We start from the raw sequence: 16,391 nt of genomic DNA, 5'->3' as shown, positions 1-16,391 counted from the left end.
AGATCTATTTGAGTGATAACAAAAGGTATTACTGGCTGAAGCTTAAGAATGATTTTTTCGATAGTCGAAAAATGAAGAAGCTTAGGAAGGTGGCTGGTGGTGATACTTACACCATCATCTACCTTAAGCTCCAGCTTTTAAGCATTGACAATGAGGGATTGATTGAATTTGAAGGAACTGATGAAGATATTTACCAACAATTATCCCTGGATATCGACGAGGAAATAGACGATATCAAAATGACTCTTGCCTTCTGCAATGCAAATAATCTAATCGAATATTTAGACGATGATGTTTTCTTAAGTGAAGTTCCAGCCTTGATTGGCTCAGAAACGGCTTCAACTAGACGTTCTAGGAAGCATAGAAGAAAGCAAAAGGAGTTACAAAGTAACAAAAAAGCGTTGCAAAGAAACGGTGAAGCGTTGCAATGCAACACGGATGCAACAAAACGCAACACAGAGATAGATATAGAGATAGATAAAGATAAAGAGATAGAGATTAGAGATAGAGATACAGAGAAAAAGTTGATGAACTCATCTCAAATCAATCAAATAATCAATTTGTGGAACTCTCTAGATAGCAATATACCAAAGATTACTGCCCTAAATACAGGGACTAAGAGATATAAACTGCTAAATGCAAGAATCAATGAGTATGGGCTTGATGATGTAATCAAAGCCATAAAAAATATAAGGCAATCAAGATTCTTACAGGGATACGTAAATGACTTTGCTATAACCTTTGACTGGTTTGTAAGGCCTAACAACTTCGTTAAGGTCTTAGAGGGCAATTATACAGACAAGCAAAGTCAAGGGTCTAAACGAGAAGAAGAAAATAGATCTAGCTACCAAGAGGGACTAGACGAGCAGACCAGACGTGAGTTTTACGAACTCAAAAAGGAGATGGGCTTATGACGGATAAAAAGACAAGTCCAAGGATTTTGCTTAGACGAATTAGGACCGCAAAGGAAATTGCCTCAGCTATGGAGAAGAGCGAAATACAGGGAACACTGCAAAGAGCGAAAGAAATAAGACGAAATGCTGAAATAATGACAAGAGAATATGAGAACAGATATATACACAAGCCCGACTTTAGGGTCGGCTGACAAGGAGAAATTATGGAAATTAAACTTAATAAAGACGAAATGGCAACACTAACAGCGATAGTTCTTGCAATAGGTGAAGATGTAGAAAATGGAATGTTTGACCAGGACGATGGAGAAATGGCTGAAATAGCTAAAAAATCATTCTCAAGCTTAGCAACTAAGGTTCTAATGGCTAATTTTAAGCTTATGGCGAGCGAGTTCGGAGGAGTTATGGACGCAGAGATATTAGACGAGGAGGACTAGATGAACTCAGTTAATTTAATTGGGAGATTAGTTAGGGATCCAGAGCTTAGATATACACAAAGCCAGCAAGCGGTATGTAGTTTTACCCTTGCGGTAGATAAGGGCCTATCTAGAGACAAAAGGGAGGAGTTGGAGTCGGCGGGCAAGCCTACCGCTGACTTCCCAAGGATTATGGTATGGGGCAAACAAGGAGAGAATGTTAGTCGATACCTAAGCAAGGGCAGTCAATGCGGTGTTATAGGGCGAATCCAGACAGGATCCTATCAAGACAAGGAAACAGGCAAGACAATTTACACCACAGACATAATTGCAGATAGAATAGAGTTCTTAAGTAGTCAAAATAACGCACAGAATAACGCAGGAACGACGAGAGAACAAAACAGGAGTAATTATACTAGTGGGAACTCAAAATCTTATACAGGACAAAATAACGATGATTTCTTCGAAGATGATTTCCAAGAGGTGCAAGACGACGGGCGTATCCCTTTTTAGGAGGCTGATTTGACTTATAACAAGTACAAGAATCGAAAGACGAAAGTTGATGGCATTGAGTTTGACAGCCTCAAGGAAGCTAGGAGATACCAGGAGCTTAAGCTTTTAGTTAGGGGTGGAGCGATTAAGGATTTGGAGTTGCAGCCAGTTTTTGAGCTGATACCTAAACAAAAGCACGATGGCAAGACTATAAGAAAAGCAAATTATATTGCTGATTTTAAGTATATGGACATTCAAAGGGGAATTGAGGTCGTAGAAGATGTAAAAGGCTTCAAGACGGATGTATATAAATTAAAAAAGAAGATGTTTTTGTATAAATATCCGCAGTACGAGTTTAAGGAGATATGATGGCAGGTTTAACTAGACCTTTAGTTGTAAAGCCCGACTTAAAGATTGGGCAGGTGTACAAAATAAAGCATATGAGAATTACAACCGAACAGAGAAGAAAGAGGGAATTAGGCAAGGACGATTGGTATTTCTTACTGATAGATTGGCTGTATTTGATAATGGCAAATATCGAGATTGCCAGATGATTAAGAATTATAAGCAGGATTGGGAGGTTAAGAGAGCATGAGTCCTCAAATGATAAGAGTTTTGACCTACTTTATGGCGGTTTACGCTGTAAAGCAGGGGTGTGAGATAGCAGACATGAAGAGAGCTAAGATGGTTAGTAGTGGAATACTGATACTTATATGCTTAAGATTCTTATTTCTAGTATATAGGCAATGGGCTTATTTGGGATAAGGAGGAAGAAATGTGCTACGACGAAATTGAGTATAAAGACAAACAAGAAATGATTGATAGGCTTGTAGGGAAAAGAATTATTGAGTGGAGTAAGGATCATTTAAAACTAGATGATGGGTCAATCATAAATATTGAAATGACAGAATATGACTGCTGTGCTATGGCTTACGGAGAGTTCAAAGACGTTGAATTAGAAGCAGTTATCACGGATATAAGATTTAATAAACCTGCTTTAAATTATTGCGAAGATGAATCCTCTACTACGCAAGAAGTGGTATTTATTCACAATCAAAACAAGATAGCACAAGCGGACTTATATGCTGATAACGGAAATGGAGACTATTATTATTCTGTAGTGGCATTTAAAATTAGAGACATTTATTATGCACCTTTAGGTAGTAGAGACGGGGAGTAAAAGGCCCAAAAGTTGAGTAGGAATTTAAAAGTTAATTAAAATTAGTAAAAATCAACGTTTTAAAAAGTTGAGTAAAAAAGACAAGAGTTGAGAAGGAGATATTATGAAGACTAAAAAATATAAGAAAATAGTAGAAGACAATGGCTACAGATATTACGAAAATAACTATTCTATAACTGCGAGAAAATATTCAGAAGAACATTATGATATTGAAATTAAAGTCGGGAAACTTCGTCCTGGAGTTTTGGAAGTAAATATAAAGGGATTTTGTGGAGATGAGTTAGATATTATTCTAAAGGCTATGGAGCTTGCCGAGACACCTCCAGAGGATAGGGAGGAAGAAAAGAAGTTTTATTTTAGGTTTAGGTGGGAGGATAAGCAATTTACCCTTAAAGAAATTGAGGAAGTTAAGAAAAAGTTTGCTAATAATTTAACTGATTTTTACTTGGTGGAGGTTGAAGATGAGAATTGACTCACTTAAGAAAATTGCTGAAGATTGCGATTATAAGGTTGTAGGTGAGGAAATAAATATTACTCTCGAAAGAAAAAATAAACCTTTTAATAAAAGTATAAGGTTACTTAAGACGCCCGAGGGAGGAGTATACAATCGCCTAACAGATGAAAAAAAAGATGATAAGGATAAGAAAATGTTGGAAGCTGTTAAAGAATTTTGCGAGGCGGAAGAATGATACCTAAATTTAGAGCTTATTTTCATAGATATGAAAGAATGATTTATAATATTGGTGTTATGAATGAAAACACTATTTTAGTTGATTTTAATGGAGATGGAAATTTAGAAACTATATTTCTTACAAACGATATAACATTGATGAAATCCATTGACTTAAAAGATAAATACGGAAAAGAAATATATGAAGGAGATATCTTCACCGATGAAGGTTCTTTCGAAAATGCTTGTTGTGATTATGGCAATATCGAATTTGATAAAGAGGACTATACTTACTACATCAGTTGGACAATTGAAGGTGTATTAGAACCAATAACAGCTTGTTGTGATTATGGCAATATCAGGCAATGAATATGAAGGTAATTATTAGATAAGGTGGAAGAATGACCAAAAACAAAAGAGGCGTGATTTTAAAACTCACAGAAAGAATTATTAAAAAGGTAAACAGATTAGGCTATGCTACACCTGGCGATGCTTGTGAAATCGTAGATATGGTTGATAAAATCGAAGATTATTTAATGGCTTACAAAGCTTATAAAATAGAGTTTAAAGAAGATATTAGGCATTTACGTTATCTGATATGGTCTATGGCTTCTACAGGAGCTGATACACAAAACTATTATGAAGAAAAAGTTAAAGAAAATTTAGAAATTCTAAAAGATGAATTAGAAGTATGGACTCTAAAAGAGGTGGAAGAATGAAATACTACATTTACGGAACAAGGGAGCTACCAAGTAAATATGGTTATAAACCGGCGGGCTATCTTAGTAAAGAGAGTTATGAATTTAGGTGTATTCTAGCGGCCATGGAAAAAGCACAATATAAATACCAGATGCACTTAAAGATAGGGGTAGTTGATAATTTTAATGATACCTTGATATATGATAATAAGAAAAGTGATAAAGAGATTACTGAACATGGATTGACTTTTGTAGGAACGGCCGAATGGGAATTTGATTCACTTAGTGTATTTTTGACATTAAATAAGGAGTTAATAGCAAATAATATTACTTTTGAATTAACAGAGGTGGAGTGTCAAAATCTATTGTTATGTTTTAGAGATTTAACACACTATGGCGGTTATCGTGATTTGCGTCATTTATATATGGGAGATCGAGAAATGGCAAGATCTACATTATCAAGGTTAGAGAAGATTTTAGAAGAGGTGGAAGAATGAGAAAGTGCAAGATTAGTTTTAGATATGAATGTTACGAAGAAGTTAGCGACCAGGACATAGCAGTAATTAAAGAAAATATAAAAAACGTTAATTTAAAAGAAGATATAAAAAATTGGATAGATGAGTATTTACTTACCGAGGAAGTAGAAACCGATAGCAGGATTTTAGATTATAAATTGGAGTTTACGGAATGAAAATAAAAGATTTTTTAGAAGATTTCAAAGATTTTGACCCAGAGAGCGAGTTGAAATTTGAGTTGTTTGAAGATGTATTTGTATCCTATAGTGAAAGTGAAGAGGTTTATACTGATATAGATGTGGTAGATATAGACTATTCAAAAGAAGATAAAGCGGTTTCTGTTACTTTAGGCTATTGAGGTTAAAAAATGAACAAGAAAGAATTTGAGAAGGAGGCTTATTCAAGAGGGTATAATACTAAGCCTTTAATCAAAAGATGGATAGAACTTAATCCAAAGGAAGACTATACTGAGGAAGATTTGAAAGAGGTTTATTACTTTAACTATTTAAAAACAGATGAAGGTATGAGGCGTGTTGTTAATAGGGATGGTAGTAGTAGCTTAACAACAAAGAAATATCAATACGAAGAAAGACATTTATAAGGTGAAAAAAGAATGAAAGTTAAAGAACTCATTGAATTTTTAGAACAATTTGATGAAGAAAGCTCAATTGAGCTAGACAACGTTAACTATTTAGAAAATTATGGATACGAATATTACGATATAGAAAAAATATACTTTGAGGAAAGAAATTATGATAATGCTGTAGTTTTTAGCCTTAAAAAGGGGGATTGGGTTAGATGAATTTTGAAGAATTAAAAAAGTTCGTTTTGGAATGGGCAGATGATAAGGATTTGCTCCATAGCGAAAATGCTGATAAGCAGTTTATGAAATTTATCGAGGAAGTTTTTGAGTTTAAGAGTGAGTTTGATTATTTATGTAGAATTGGTCAATCTCCAGAGGAGGTTTATTCTGATTATGAGCAAATAGAAACTCAAGAAAATATGGAACTTGAAATGGGAGACATCTTTGTTACGCTGATTATCCTTTGTAAGCAGTTAGATATAGATCCTATGGAGTGTTTGTCCATGGCGTATGAAAAGATAAGCAAAAGGAAAGGCCGCACAATTAATGGAACCTTTATCAAAGAAGAGGATTTAGAAGATGAATAATAAGAAGCATGAGAGCGATACAAGATATTTCCCACCAGGCGAGTACCTGGGGGATATCATGCTTGACGACTATGCTAAAAAACTAGGTATAAGTGTGGAGGAGTACGGAGATTTGCTCGCAGGAGATTTAGCGGTGGATTATAACCTTGCTAAGAAGATAGAAAAGCTTACAGATGTAAGTGCTGAAACGCGGCTCAATTTACAAACAAGTTATGACAATAGAAGGGAGAAAGGATTTGGATCTAGTGGTAGATAAGGTTGTTTATGTTGTTTTTAAATTTGTTTACAATTCTTTTAAGGTCGACAAGATTTTTGCTGACATAGCAGACGCCAAGATTTATATAGGCAAGAAAGGCAAGCGTGATGATTGTATGTACCACTATGAGCCTGTTACTGTAGAGCCTAAGGGTTGCTTGTATGAGCTTTAAGTGGAAAGCAGGAGTGCCTTATAGTCAGAAGAAAAGGATTGATAGGAATTATAAACTGTACATCGATAAGGAAGTAAGAGCAATGCTTGATTAATGGAGGAAGAAATTGGGGAAATCTGTAAGAGAATTAAAGCAAGAAAGAAATAAGAGAAGAAAACAGTTAGTAAAAGACGAATTGGCAATCTATGGGGCCAATCTTGCACTCATTGAAGCTCAGAAAGATGAAATAATCAAGAAGAGAGATTGTATAGATGGTGTAAGGTCAGGCCTTGGCAATACAGACCCTATTAAAGGAGGTGGTTCATCGCAGGAAGATAAGATTATCAAGGTGTTAGATGAGATAAAAGAAATCGAAAAAGAAATCGACCATACAAAGGAAGAGGTTAGATCCATGAGGAAAGCTATCAAGATGATAGATAATCCACAGCTTGAAGCGATTATATATCAAAAGTGGGTATATGGAGCAGAAAGCATGAGAAGCCTTGCTACAAAGTATGGGGTATCTCACAATGCCATATGGAAGAAGTCGGATGTTGCTTTGCTTAAATTATATAAGATACTTATTTTAGATAAGTAAAAGGTTGACAAAATTAAGTTAAATGATATGATTTAAGTAGAATGTTAAAGTGTAACTAAATAAACAAATGGACAATATTAGTAGTGTTTAACTCTGTAATCATGAGGCGGTAGAAATACCGCCTTTTATTATGCCTAAAAGTACTATCCAGGCTACCATGTTTTTCTCCTTTTGTATAAAAACTACTAGCGGTTACTTCAATTTTTCTTTTAACTAAATTTACATGGTAGTCTCGATAATATTTTTAGGTAGTGAGTAGCAAAAGTAGGAGGTGGTATGCTTTGAAGAAATATAAATATGAGGTTTTAAACCCTTACGGAGTGGTTTATTTAATTACAAATACAATAAATAATAAAAAATACATCGGCATAACCACTAGAAATATATCAGATAGGTTTAAAGAACATTGTAAAGCGAACTCATATATAGGAAGAGCTATAAGGAAATACGGAAAAAATAACTTTTCTATTGAAGTATTAGACATGGCACACTCTAAAGATGAATTGTTTGATTTAGAAGTGAAGCATATTTCTAATTATAACTCTTATAGAGATGGTTATAACCAGACTATCGGTGGGGATGGAGCAAATTTAGTAGAGGATTTAGAATTAAAACTCACTAACAAACAAAAGAGATTTTGTAATCTAGTTGATAAAGAAAACAAAAAAGATATCGATGTATCCAACAGGGAAGACGTTATTAGATGCGTTATATTTAACTCAGCTTGGTTATATTTAAATAGTGTAAAAGCTAGAGATAAAATAAACGCTGCGAAATTAATGCTAAAACTTAACCCGAACTTTACGTCGCCGTTATATAAATATGGAGTAATAAATATCGACGAAGTCGTCCATTATTCGAATCAAAAAATATCAAGTTTTGAGAGGTGGGAACACAGTGGCAAGCAAACAGGATAAAGCTATAAATTTAATGGTTTTCACCAATCTATCACAAAGAGAAATAGCTAAAAAACTTGATGTAAGAGAAGAAACTGTATCGAGGTGGAAAAAACAAGAGGACTTTCAAAATAAAAAAGAAGAACTTCAAAGAGAGTTCTTAAAAGAATTAGTAGCTCCCGCAATGAGAGGACTAAAAGATTTAATTGATGCCGATAGTGAATTTGTCAAACTAGAAGCTATAAAAACCATATTAGATAGAGCGGGCTACGACTCTGTAGATAATGAGTCGAAACGACTAGAAAAAGAAAAACAAGAAACTCAAATTCAAAAGACCAAGACAGAAATTGAAATCATGAAAGGTATATCAGAAGAGGTTGAAGACTTAGACGATATAGATGGTATGATTTATGGAAAAGATTAAGAAGAGAAAAACCATACCCTTTAATTTTTCTGATAAGCATATCGACTACATAAGGAACTGTAAAGATAATACCTATAATATTGCAGAGGGTGCTGTAAGGGCGGGAAAGACTGTAGACAATATATATGCCTTTGCCCATGAGTTAAGGACGACCAAGGATAGATTGCACCTTGCTACAGGGTCAACTGCTGCAAACGCCAAACTAAACATAGGAGATGCCAATGGCTTTGGATTAGAATACATTTTCCGTGGGCAATGCAGATGGGGAAAACATAAAGGCAATGAAGCCTTAATTATTAAAGGCCCTTATACAAAATTTAGAGAAAGAATAGTGATATTTGCTGGTGCTGCCAAGGCTGATTCATATAAAAAGATACGTGGTAATTCCTTCGGTATGTGGATAGCTACAGAGATAAACTTACACCACAAGGACTCAATCAAGGAAGCCTTTAACCGTACAGCAGCAGCTAAAAGAAGGAAGTTCTTTTGGGACTTAAACCCGTCTAGTCCTAATCATTTTATTTATGCTGATCATATAGATAAATATCAGGAAATGCTTGATGATGGAATAGATTTTGGCGGATATAATTACAAGCACTTTACAATTGATGACAATATAAATATTTCAGACCAAAGGAAGAAGGAGATAAAACTCCAGTATGACCCTAATTCTGTTTGGTATAAGAGGGATATAGAAGGACTTAGGGTAGTAGCTGAGGGGCTTATATATAAGCAGTTTGCTCATGGTCCGGAAAACTATCTAATTAAAGAAAAACCTCACGAATTACAGATGATACAGATTGGAGTGGACTTTGGTGGCAATAATTCAAAACACGCTTTTGTTTGTACAGGCATAAGTCGAGGATTTAAAAAGGTATATGCGTTAAGGTCTGAGAGATTAGAACCTGATAAGCCTACAGATTTATATAATCAACTAATCGACTTTGTAAGAGTTATTCAATCTACTTATGGCAATGTCGACCTAATATATGCAGATAGTGCCGAACAAGTATTAATCAAGGGCATGCAAAAAGCCTTGTTAGATGCAAATTTAAATATAAAGATTAAGAATTCTATCAAGAACCCAATCAACGACAGGATAAGACTTGTTAATACTTTGGTGGCTTCTGATAGATTTTTTTATACCGAAAACTGTAAGAGCTTAGAAGATGCTTTATCTACTGCAGTATGGAAGGAAGAAGAAATGGAGGATATAAGGCTTGATGATGGTACAAGTGATATAGATACCCTAGATGCCTTTGAGTACTCCATGGAGAAGTTTATAAAGGTATTGATGAATGCTTAGGAGCAAAGATGTTAGATAGAGAAATAAGGGAGAGGCTGGGTAGCCTTGCCCTCAATATAGAAAATAATTATAAGATATGGCTAGACTGCTACCACGGTGAACCTTTTTGGCTAGAAGATATGAGGGACGCCGACACGTCGCAATCTTTAAATTTATGTGCAGCGATATCATCTGAACTTGCAAGGCTAACAACTATGGAGCTAGAAACTAGGGTGGATGATGAAAACCTTGATATCATATATCAAAAGTTCATTAGGCACATAAGGAAGTTTACCGAGTACGGACTAGCATTAGGTGGGATTGTAGTTAAGCCTTATGTAGAAGACTATTCAAAAAAGCTTATTGATATTGATATCGTTCCAGCTAATAAATTTATAATTTTAGGATTTACAAGCTTTGGAGAAATCAATCATATTGTTTTTATAGATAGGATAAAGAAAAAAGATAAGAAAGATAAAGATATCTTCTTTACTAGGCTTGAAGAACACAAGATAGATGATGAATATCTAATCACAAATACAGCTTACCTATCAAATAATCAAGAGGTATTAGGGGATAAGATAAGCTTAGGAGTGGTGGAAGAGTGGGCAGACATGGCGGAAGAGATGATAGTTGATTCAGACAGGCCATTGTTTGCTTACTTTAAAAACCCACAGGCTAATAACCTTGATTTAGACTCTAACGAGGGTATCTCATGCTTTGCTAGGGCTTTATCCTTAATCCAAGACGCAGACGAACAGTACCAGAGAATTATTTGGGAGTATAAGGGGTCGGAACTTGCTATTGACGCAGATATAACTGCCCTTAAAAATGCAAATGAACTTCCTGCAGGTAAGGAAAGGCTATTCAGAAACCTAGGCCTTGATATGGGAGACGGAGGAAGAGACTTCTATGAAGTGTTTAGCCCAGATATTAGAGATTCTTCACTTTTTAATGGTCTTAATGAGATCTTAAAGAGAATCGAGTTCTTATGTGGACTTGCTAATGGGACTTTATCAGACGTGGAATTTACTGCCAAGACAGCTACTGAAATTAAAACCAGTCAGCAAAGGTCCCATTCAACCGTTAAAGATATACAAAATGAATTGGCAATATGTTTAGAAGATTTTATAGAAATATTAAAGTATTGGTATAAGGAGTTATCCATCCCATATAAAGAGGACTGCCAAGTGTCTTTTGACTTTGATGATAGCCTTGTAGTGGACTCAGAAACCGAGCAAAAGATAAGGCTACAGGAAGTTGCCGCAGGTATCTTAAAGCCAGAAGCATATCTAAAATGGAGATATGGTGTTACTGATGATGAGTTAGGAGATATACAGGCAGGAGTAGAAGAGAATAGAAGCGATATAGCTGAGGAAGAATAATGCTAAGCCCAGAATACATGGAAAGGGTAACCGACCACCTTATCGAGCTATACCAAGGCTTAGAAGATGATATCTTAGAAGATATAGCTACAAGAATAAAGAAGAACGGCTACTTAACTGCTACTGCTGAAAGACAGGCGGAAGTATTAATTCAAAATGGATATACTACAGAGGAAATAGAAAGTCTTTTAAAGCCTCATCTTGAGGATATAGACGAAGAGATATCGGATATAGTCAATAGATCGAGCCTAAAGCACTACGAAGATGAGGTGAAGGCCTATAGGTCAGTAAATAAAAGATTAGTGGATTTAAGCAAGAATAAGCATGCTGAGAACATAGTAGATAATGCCATGGAAAGGCTTATCTTAGGAAACGCTAATATAACAAAATCTTTAGGAGTGGTATACAATGGTGAGAGTATCCTTCTTAATGATTTTTATAAGAAAACACTCAATCAAGCAACCTTTAAAGTTGCAAGCGGGGCTTTTTCTAGTCAACAAGTAGTAAGAGGTCTAATAAACGACCTATCAGATTCAGGGATAAGAGTAATAAACTACCAGCAATCGGGAAGAAACTACACGGTTGAGTCAGCAAGTAAGATGCTTGTAAGGACTACTCTTAATCAAATGACTGGGGAAATATCTTTGGCAAATGCAAAAGAAATGGAGCAAGACCTTATGGAGATATCCGCACACGCTGGAGCGAGACCATCTCACGCAGAGTGGCAGGGTCAGATTGTTTCCTTATCAGGGGATAACACCAAATACCTAAGCCTTGATGATATAGGCTATGGAGATGTAACGGGGTTCATGGGTGCAAATTGCAGGCATAATTGGTATCCGTTTTTTGAAGGGATATCAGAAAGAGCATGGACTAAAGAAATGCTTGAAGACATAGATCCCGAGCCTTTCGAGTTTGAAGATAAAGAATACACTTATTACGAAGCAACCCAAAAGCAAAGACAAATAGAAAGAACTATCAGGAAATACAAGCATAGAGTTATGATGTATAGCAAGGTAGGAGATAAAGAAAGCAAGACGATAGCCCAGGTTAGATTACAAAGACAAAGACAGCTTTATAAGAATTTTAACAGGGCTGGAAGCCTTAGGGCTAATAGTCTTAATACTTTTACAAGATAACATGAAACTTACAATAAAATATTATCCAAAACTACCTAAAAGAAAATGGATATTAATCAGAGAAGGCGGTGCTTATGAGCAACACGCTCATTTTTTATGCAAAAAAGATGCTTTAAATGTTAGAAGACTAATCGACAGCAATAAATATCCATATAAAAAAAGTACAAGTTAGCTATGAAAAGGATACTGACAGAGGAAGAGTTTAAGAAACTTGATAAGAAGCAAAGATATTATAACGTGAACAATGGAATAAGAAGATAAGGCGGTGGAGAACCGTCTTTTTTTATGGGCTGATAATTTAACTAGGAAGAATAGCGGTCTCCAAAACCGCAAGTCTGGGTTCAAATCCCAGTCAGCCTGCCATGGTCGAAGCAGACCTAAAATGCAGGAAATCACCATCTAAAGTCACAGCGACGACTTAAAAAGCTTAGGATAAGGAGAGATTATGAAGACAGAAGAACTCAAAGAAATAGGTTTAAATGATGAGCAGATAGCACAAGTTTTCAAGCTAAGAGGTCAAGAAGTAGAAAATTACAACAACTTAAAAAATCAATATGAGACCTTAAAGACTGAAAATGAAAATTACAAGTCCCAAGTAGAAAGTGCAAATGAGCAAATAGAAGCCTTCAAAGATATGGATATAGACTCCATTAAGGCAAGTGCGGAGGAATACAAAAACAAGTATGAGGAAGCACAAATTAAGGCTAAAGAAGACATTGAAAGAATCAACCTAAATAACGCCATTGATCTAGGCTTAGTTAATGCGGGCAGTAGAAACTTAAAGGCAGCTAAAGCTTTACTTGATATCGATAGCCTAAAGGATTCTAAAAACCTAAATGACGACTTAAAAGCACAAATAGAGGGGCTAAAAGAAAGCGACTCATACCTATTTAAAGTCGAGGAAGAGCAAAAGCAAAGAAGCATGGGTAGGTCTCAAAGCTTAGGAGATAAGGAACTTAAGGATATGACCTATGAAGAAATGCTCAAAGCTAACAAGAAAGGTATTTTATAGGAGGTTTAAATGCCTAAACTATTTGACAAAACATATTTTAATGCAGAAGTATTTGAAAAATATGTCGACACAATCGAAAGAGAAAGAACTAATGAACTATTAAATTCTACTGCTATTGTAGAAAGACCAGACCTAAAAACTAGAATGGACGAGCAAGTGGGAGGTAATATTATCGTTACTCCAATTGCTGGGATTCTATCAGGGGACGCTGATAACTACGACGGACAAACAGATATTAGTTCAGATTCAACTAATACTTTCTACCAAAAAAGAGTAGTAATCGGTAGGGCTCACGCATGGACTGAAAAAGACTTTGTATTTGATATTACAGGCGGACATGACCCAATGAGAACTGTTGCTAATCAACTTCTTGATTGGTGGGCAGACCTTAAACAAGATTCACTTCTTGCAATCCTTGAAGGTATCTTCTCTATGTCTAAAGCAAAAGATAAGGAGTTTGTAGATAGTCACACATACAAAGATGATGTATTCGGTCAAGTAACATTAAATAACGCTCTACAACAGGCATTTGGAGCAAGGAAGAAGAACTTTGCCGCTGCTATTATGAACTCAGCTGTGGCAACTCAATTAGAGAATCTGAACTTAATCCAATACGCTAAATATACAGACGCTAGAGGAATAGAAAGACCTTTGGCACTTGCTAATCTAAATGGTAGACCAATCATCATTGATGACTCCCTACCAGTAAGTGCTGAAGGTGAGTACACAACCTATATCTTTGGGCAAGGAGCTTTTGAATACACTAAAGCAGGTGCAAAGGTGCCTTATGAGACTGACAGGAATCCAATGAAAAACGGCGGTGAAGATACTCTATATACTAGGGACAGATTCTGTTTTGCTCCTAGAGGCATTTCCTTTACTGAGGCTTCTATGGCTTCACTATCACCAACTGAAGCAGAACTTAAGAAAGGTGCTAACTGGGAAGTAGTTAAAAATGAAGATGGTACATTCCCACTTAAGCAAATTCCAATTGCTAGAGTACTAACTAAACTTGAAGCTAAAAAACCAGCTGATGGAGAACCAGCTAGCCCAGAAGCTTAAGCAGAAAGGGGTTAATTTATGTTAACCTATGAAGAATTTAAAAAGCGAAGCCCAGAGGTTGAGATAACCGAAGGGCTTTTCTTATCCTTACAAAGACGGATTAGAAGGCGTATAGACTTTTTAACTTTCGAAAGGATAAGCGAAGGAGACAAGAACTTACAGAAAAGGATTGATGAGGTTACAGAAGATATTATAAATGGGCTCTATTTTAAAGATAAAGGGCTTTTAAATAATTCAGAGGGTAATTCATCAGGAGAAATCAAATCGGAGACTGTAGGCCAACATAAAGTGGAATATGTACAAGCTAACACCTTGTCAACAGATAAGAAAGATAGAATAGTGGCAGGCTTTATAGATCAAATGATTAAAGAAGCTTTTATCCATACAGGATTAATGTACAGAGGTGTAGATGTTAACTAATGCGAAGGTAACGATAGTTAAAAAGAAAATAGTTAATCGAGAAAATGTTTATGCAGTTTTAGGAAATTATCCTTGCCACTGGGAGGAAACTAGAGGGATAAACACCAATCGTACAGGTAGAAATAGAGACGATATAGACAAGATAACTTGCTTTATACCTGAAAAGCTTCTTAGAGAAGTGGATGTAGAGGATTTATTAATCAGAAACGATAACGAAAGAGAAATAGAGCAGTTAAAGACCGCTAAAGAATACGCAATTAAGTATAAGGCTAAGATTGTTACTGTTTCCGACGTCTATGATTTTGGATCTAAGAAAATGCAGCACACCAGGATAGGAGCGAACTAATGATTAATTTTAGTAAATTTGATTTTAACGAAGTACAAGCCCTAAAGAAAAGAGACCTAGAAACAGGTGGAGAGGTCCAGAAATTTATTGATAGCGAGTGCATAAGAAGAATGGACCCCTATACCCCGAAAGATGTGGGAACTCTTATAGGGTCAGTTACTACTCAAACAAGTATAGGAAGCGGAAGGATAGTACAACAAACGCCTTATGCGAAAAGATGGTACTATGAGCCAGCTAATTTCCAAGGGGCACCCATGAGGGGCAACCGCTGGTTTGAGCGTATGAAGTCAAGTCATAAAGACTCAATCCTTAGAGGTGCAGCAAGTATAGCAGGAGCTAAAGCAAAATGAAGTCAATTATAGAAAGTATAAGGGAATATTTCTTAGATTGCCCTTATTTAGAAGATGATGTAAGGCTTAGTGTAGATTTCCTAGGGGACCAGCCCTTAGAGTACGGAATCTACTCTGAGCCTATTAATCCAACAATTAAAAAATATGTAGATGGGGACGAACTTAAGCAGTTTGGATTTATCTTTACTACAAGAAATCACATGAGCGGAGATCTAGTTACGCAGCTAGAAAACTCTGCTTTTTTTGATGATTTGATTGAGTGGATACAGGAACAGAACTACAAAGAAATTTATCCAGACTTAGAGGGGGAGAGATACCCAACCAAGCTGGAAATAGTAACAAACGGATACTTGTCTAGTGCTGAAACGGGCTCTAGTCAATATCAAATACAAATGAGATTAGTCTATATGGAGGTAAACAATGGCTGATGGAAAAACAATACAAAATTTAAAAGAATTTAAGGGTCTAGTTTTAAGAGCTGATGTAGTTTCTTTTATGGAAGTAGACGGAAAATATTACAGAATGAAAGGTTTTACAGACCTACCAACTTCTAAGGAAACTGAAGAATATTCAAGAAAATATGTTGATGAAAAATCAGAGAGAACCTCATCAACTAGTATGACTTCTTCAACTGATTTCACCCTAGACAGATACAAGGACAATCCAGTACATGATAGAATTCAAGAAGTTTTCGACAAGGAGCTACTAGCGGATGATGCCACAGTAAATATTGTAGTAGTTAATTTTGCCAAGGCAATTGAAGGTCAAGAAGGCAAATACTTTGCTATTAAGAGAAACCACACCATAGTACCTGATTCAGAGGGAGATGGGACAGATGCCTTCCAATATTCAGGCTCTTTTAAAGCTAATGGTTCATTAATTGAAGGGTACGCCGAATTAGAAGAAGGAGATTCTGAATGGCTAACAATTAAATTTACTGAGGGTAAGGCAGAAGGCGAGCCAGCACACGCAGAAACAATGTAGAACTTAGGGGAGCGACAAGCTCCCTTTTTAT

At 35.8% G+C, this 16,391-nt stretch carries 32 protein-coding genes and 1 tRNA gene; all 33 read left to right on the top strand.

The features are described from left to right. Nucleotides 1–8 precede the first annotated feature (8 nt). The 33 genes from C7D97_RS04600 to C7D97_RS04435 all read left to right on the top strand — a co-directional run bounded on the left by C7D97_RS04600 (nucleotide 9) and on the right by C7D97_RS04435 (nucleotide 16,360). Nucleotides 9–914, top strand: coding sequence for a phage replisome organizer N-terminal domain-containing protein (locus tag C7D97_RS04600; RefSeq protein WP_105300943.1), 906 nt, complete (start codon nucleotides 9–11; stop codon nucleotides 912–914). Next, complete coding sequence (locus tag C7D97_RS04595) at nucleotides 911–1,105, top strand: hypothetical protein (RefSeq protein ID WP_105300942.1); 195 nt, start codon at nucleotides 911–913, stop codon at nucleotides 1,103–1,105. Before C7D97_RS04600 ends, C7D97_RS04595 begins: the two co-directional genes overlap by 4 nt. A 12-nt stretch (nucleotides 1,106–1,117) precedes the next feature. Next, nucleotides 1,118–1,348 (top strand): hypothetical protein, encoded by a 231-nt coding sequence (locus tag C7D97_RS04590; RefSeq protein ID WP_105300941.1) that lies wholly within the window; start codon nucleotides 1,118–1,120, stop codon nucleotides 1,346–1,348. After that, the gene (locus tag C7D97_RS04585; RefSeq protein WP_105300940.1) at nucleotides 1,349–1,840 is read left to right on the top strand and encodes a single-stranded DNA-binding protein; all 492 of its coding nucleotides are present in this window, start codon (nucleotides 1,349–1,351) and stop codon (nucleotides 1,838–1,840) included. Nucleotides 1,841–1,849: 9 nt separating this feature from the next. Next, nucleotides 1,850–2,188 (top strand): DUF1064 domain-containing protein, encoded by a 339-nt coding sequence (locus tag C7D97_RS04580; RefSeq protein ID WP_105300939.1) that lies wholly within the window; start codon nucleotides 1,850–1,852, stop codon nucleotides 2,186–2,188. After that, nucleotides 2,188–2,373 carry a hypothetical protein gene (locus tag C7D97_RS04575; protein WP_105300938.1) on the top strand — a complete coding sequence of 62 codons (186 nt, stop codon included), beginning with the start codon at nucleotides 2,188–2,190 and terminating at the stop codon, nucleotides 2,371–2,373. The genes C7D97_RS04580 and C7D97_RS04575 overlap by 1 nt, the downstream gene beginning before the upstream one ends. Before the next feature lie 221 nt (nucleotides 2,374–2,594). After that, nucleotides 2,595–2,999: a DUF7448 domain-containing protein gene (locus C7D97_RS04570; protein ID WP_162841576.1), complete on the top strand. Its 405-nt coding sequence runs from the start codon at nucleotides 2,595–2,597 to the stop codon at nucleotides 2,997–2,999. Nucleotides 3,000–3,102: 103 nt separating this feature from the next. Beyond that, nucleotides 3,103–3,471: a hypothetical protein gene (locus C7D97_RS04565; protein ID WP_105300937.1), complete on the top strand. Its 369-nt coding sequence runs from the start codon at nucleotides 3,103–3,105 to the stop codon at nucleotides 3,469–3,471. Next, nucleotides 3,461–3,688 (top strand): hypothetical protein, encoded by a 228-nt coding sequence (locus tag C7D97_RS04560; RefSeq protein ID WP_105300936.1) that lies wholly within the window; start codon nucleotides 3,461–3,463, stop codon nucleotides 3,686–3,688. Before C7D97_RS04565 ends, C7D97_RS04560 begins: the two co-directional genes overlap by 11 nt. After that, nucleotides 3,685–4,038, top strand: a complete 354-nt coding sequence (locus C7D97_RS04555; protein ID WP_105300935.1) for a YopX family protein — start codon at nucleotides 3,685–3,687, stop codon at nucleotides 4,036–4,038. The genes C7D97_RS04560 and C7D97_RS04555 overlap by 4 nt, the downstream gene beginning before the upstream one ends. A gap of 32 nt (nucleotides 4,039–4,070) precedes the next feature. Beyond that, complete coding sequence (locus C7D97_RS04550; protein ID WP_105300934.1) at nucleotides 4,071–4,388, top strand: hypothetical protein; 318 nt, start codon at nucleotides 4,071–4,073, stop codon at nucleotides 4,386–4,388. Then, entirely contained in the window at nucleotides 4,385–4,864 is a 480-nt protein-coding gene (locus tag C7D97_RS04545; RefSeq protein WP_105300933.1) for a hypothetical protein, read from the top strand. Before C7D97_RS04550 ends, C7D97_RS04545 begins: the two co-directional genes overlap by 4 nt. Continuing rightward, nucleotides 4,861–5,058: a hypothetical protein gene (locus tag C7D97_RS04540; RefSeq protein WP_105300932.1), complete on the top strand. Its 198-nt coding sequence runs from the start codon at nucleotides 4,861–4,863 to the stop codon at nucleotides 5,056–5,058. The genes C7D97_RS04545 and C7D97_RS04540 overlap by 4 nt, the downstream gene beginning before the upstream one ends. Continuing rightward, nucleotides 5,055–5,240: a hypothetical protein gene (locus C7D97_RS04535; RefSeq protein WP_105300931.1), complete on the top strand. Its 186-nt coding sequence runs from the start codon at nucleotides 5,055–5,057 to the stop codon at nucleotides 5,238–5,240. Before C7D97_RS04540 ends, C7D97_RS04535 begins: the two co-directional genes overlap by 4 nt. A gap of 9 nt (nucleotides 5,241–5,249) precedes the next feature. Beyond that, nucleotides 5,250–5,483 carry a hypothetical protein gene (locus C7D97_RS04530; protein WP_105300930.1) on the top strand — a complete coding sequence of 78 codons (234 nt, stop codon included), beginning with the start codon at nucleotides 5,250–5,252 and terminating at the stop codon, nucleotides 5,481–5,483. 12 nt (nucleotides 5,484–5,495) lie between these two features. Beyond that, the gene (locus tag C7D97_RS04525) at nucleotides 5,496–5,684 is read left to right on the top strand and encodes a hypothetical protein (protein WP_105300929.1); all 189 of its coding nucleotides are present in this window, start codon (nucleotides 5,496–5,498) and stop codon (nucleotides 5,682–5,684) included. Next, complete coding sequence (locus C7D97_RS04520; RefSeq protein WP_105300928.1) at nucleotides 5,681–6,052, top strand: MazG-like family protein; 372 nt, start codon at nucleotides 5,681–5,683, stop codon at nucleotides 6,050–6,052. Before C7D97_RS04525 ends, C7D97_RS04520 begins: the two co-directional genes overlap by 4 nt. Further along, nucleotides 6,045–6,308: a helix-turn-helix transcriptional regulator gene (locus C7D97_RS04515; protein WP_105300927.1), complete on the top strand. Its 264-nt coding sequence runs from the start codon at nucleotides 6,045–6,047 to the stop codon at nucleotides 6,306–6,308. The genes C7D97_RS04520 and C7D97_RS04515 overlap by 8 nt, the downstream gene beginning before the upstream one ends. Beyond that, complete coding sequence (locus tag C7D97_RS04510) at nucleotides 6,289–6,480, top strand: hypothetical protein (RefSeq protein WP_105300926.1); 192 nt, start codon at nucleotides 6,289–6,291, stop codon at nucleotides 6,478–6,480. Before C7D97_RS04515 ends, C7D97_RS04510 begins: the two co-directional genes overlap by 20 nt. A gap of 106 nt (nucleotides 6,481–6,586) precedes the next feature. Next, the gene (locus C7D97_RS04505; RefSeq protein ID WP_105300925.1) at nucleotides 6,587–7,057 is read left to right on the top strand and encodes a hypothetical protein; all 471 of its coding nucleotides are present in this window, start codon (nucleotides 6,587–6,589) and stop codon (nucleotides 7,055–7,057) included. A gap of 281 nt (nucleotides 7,058–7,338) precedes the next feature. After that, nucleotides 7,339–7,974: a GIY-YIG nuclease family protein gene (locus tag C7D97_RS04500; RefSeq protein ID WP_158679115.1), complete on the top strand. Its 636-nt coding sequence runs from the start codon at nucleotides 7,339–7,341 to the stop codon at nucleotides 7,972–7,974. Beyond that, nucleotides 7,955–8,377 carry a phBC6A51 family helix-turn-helix protein gene (locus C7D97_RS04495; RefSeq protein WP_105300923.1) on the top strand — a complete coding sequence of 141 codons (423 nt, stop codon included), beginning with the start codon at nucleotides 7,955–7,957 and terminating at the stop codon, nucleotides 8,375–8,377. Before C7D97_RS04500 ends, C7D97_RS04495 begins: the two co-directional genes overlap by 20 nt. Then, nucleotides 8,364–9,683, top strand: coding sequence for a PBSX family phage terminase large subunit (locus C7D97_RS04490; RefSeq protein ID WP_105300922.1), 1,320 nt, complete (start codon nucleotides 8,364–8,366; stop codon nucleotides 9,681–9,683). Before C7D97_RS04495 ends, C7D97_RS04490 begins: the two co-directional genes overlap by 14 nt. 8 nt (nucleotides 9,684–9,691) lie before the next feature. After that, nucleotides 9,692–11,047, top strand: a complete 1,356-nt coding sequence (locus C7D97_RS04485; protein ID WP_105300921.1) for a phage portal protein — start codon at nucleotides 9,692–9,694, stop codon at nucleotides 11,045–11,047. Further along, complete coding sequence (locus C7D97_RS04480) at nucleotides 11,047–12,186, top strand: phage minor capsid protein (RefSeq protein WP_105300920.1); 1,140 nt, start codon at nucleotides 11,047–11,049, stop codon at nucleotides 12,184–12,186. The genes C7D97_RS04485 and C7D97_RS04480 overlap by 1 nt, the downstream gene beginning before the upstream one ends. A 287-nt stretch (nucleotides 12,187–12,473) precedes the next feature. Beyond that, nucleotides 12,474–12,549 (top strand) — tRNA-Trp (locus C7D97_RS04470). 82 nt (nucleotides 12,550–12,631) lie between these two features. Next, entirely contained in the window at nucleotides 12,632–13,198 is a 567-nt protein-coding gene (locus tag C7D97_RS04465; protein WP_105300919.1) for a phage scaffolding protein, read from the top strand. Nucleotides 13,199–13,207: 9 nt separating this feature from the next. Next, complete coding sequence (locus C7D97_RS04460; protein ID WP_105300918.1) at nucleotides 13,208–14,260, top strand: major capsid protein; 1,053 nt, start codon at nucleotides 13,208–13,210, stop codon at nucleotides 14,258–14,260. A gap of 18 nt (nucleotides 14,261–14,278) precedes the next feature. Next, nucleotides 14,279–14,680 carry a head-tail connector protein gene (locus C7D97_RS04455; RefSeq protein ID WP_105300917.1) on the top strand — a complete coding sequence of 134 codons (402 nt, stop codon included), beginning with the start codon at nucleotides 14,279–14,281 and terminating at the stop codon, nucleotides 14,678–14,680. Continuing rightward, complete coding sequence (locus C7D97_RS04450; protein ID WP_105300916.1) at nucleotides 14,670–15,026, top strand: hypothetical protein; 357 nt, start codon at nucleotides 14,670–14,672, stop codon at nucleotides 15,024–15,026. Before C7D97_RS04455 ends, C7D97_RS04450 begins: the two co-directional genes overlap by 11 nt. Then, the gene (locus C7D97_RS04445) at nucleotides 15,026–15,376 is read left to right on the top strand and encodes a minor capsid protein (protein WP_105300915.1); all 351 of its coding nucleotides are present in this window, start codon (nucleotides 15,026–15,028) and stop codon (nucleotides 15,374–15,376) included. The genes C7D97_RS04450 and C7D97_RS04445 overlap by 1 nt, the downstream gene beginning before the upstream one ends. Continuing rightward, entirely contained in the window at nucleotides 15,373–15,804 is a 432-nt protein-coding gene (locus C7D97_RS04440; RefSeq protein WP_105300914.1) for a hypothetical protein, read from the top strand. Before C7D97_RS04445 ends, C7D97_RS04440 begins: the two co-directional genes overlap by 4 nt. Then, entirely contained in the window at nucleotides 15,797–16,360 is a 564-nt protein-coding gene (locus C7D97_RS04435; protein WP_105300913.1) for a hypothetical protein, read from the top strand. The genes C7D97_RS04440 and C7D97_RS04435 overlap by 8 nt, the downstream gene beginning before the upstream one ends. Nucleotides 16,361–16,391 lie beyond the last annotated feature (31 nt).

It is taken from the genome of Anaerococcus marasmi (assembly GCF_900290195.1).
Taxonomy (GTDB): Bacteria; Bacillota; Clostridia; order Tissierellales; family Peptoniphilaceae; genus Anaerococcus; species Anaerococcus marasmi.
Note: the sequence above shows the minus strand (reverse complement) of the source record. Positions and strands in the feature narration are given on the sequence as shown.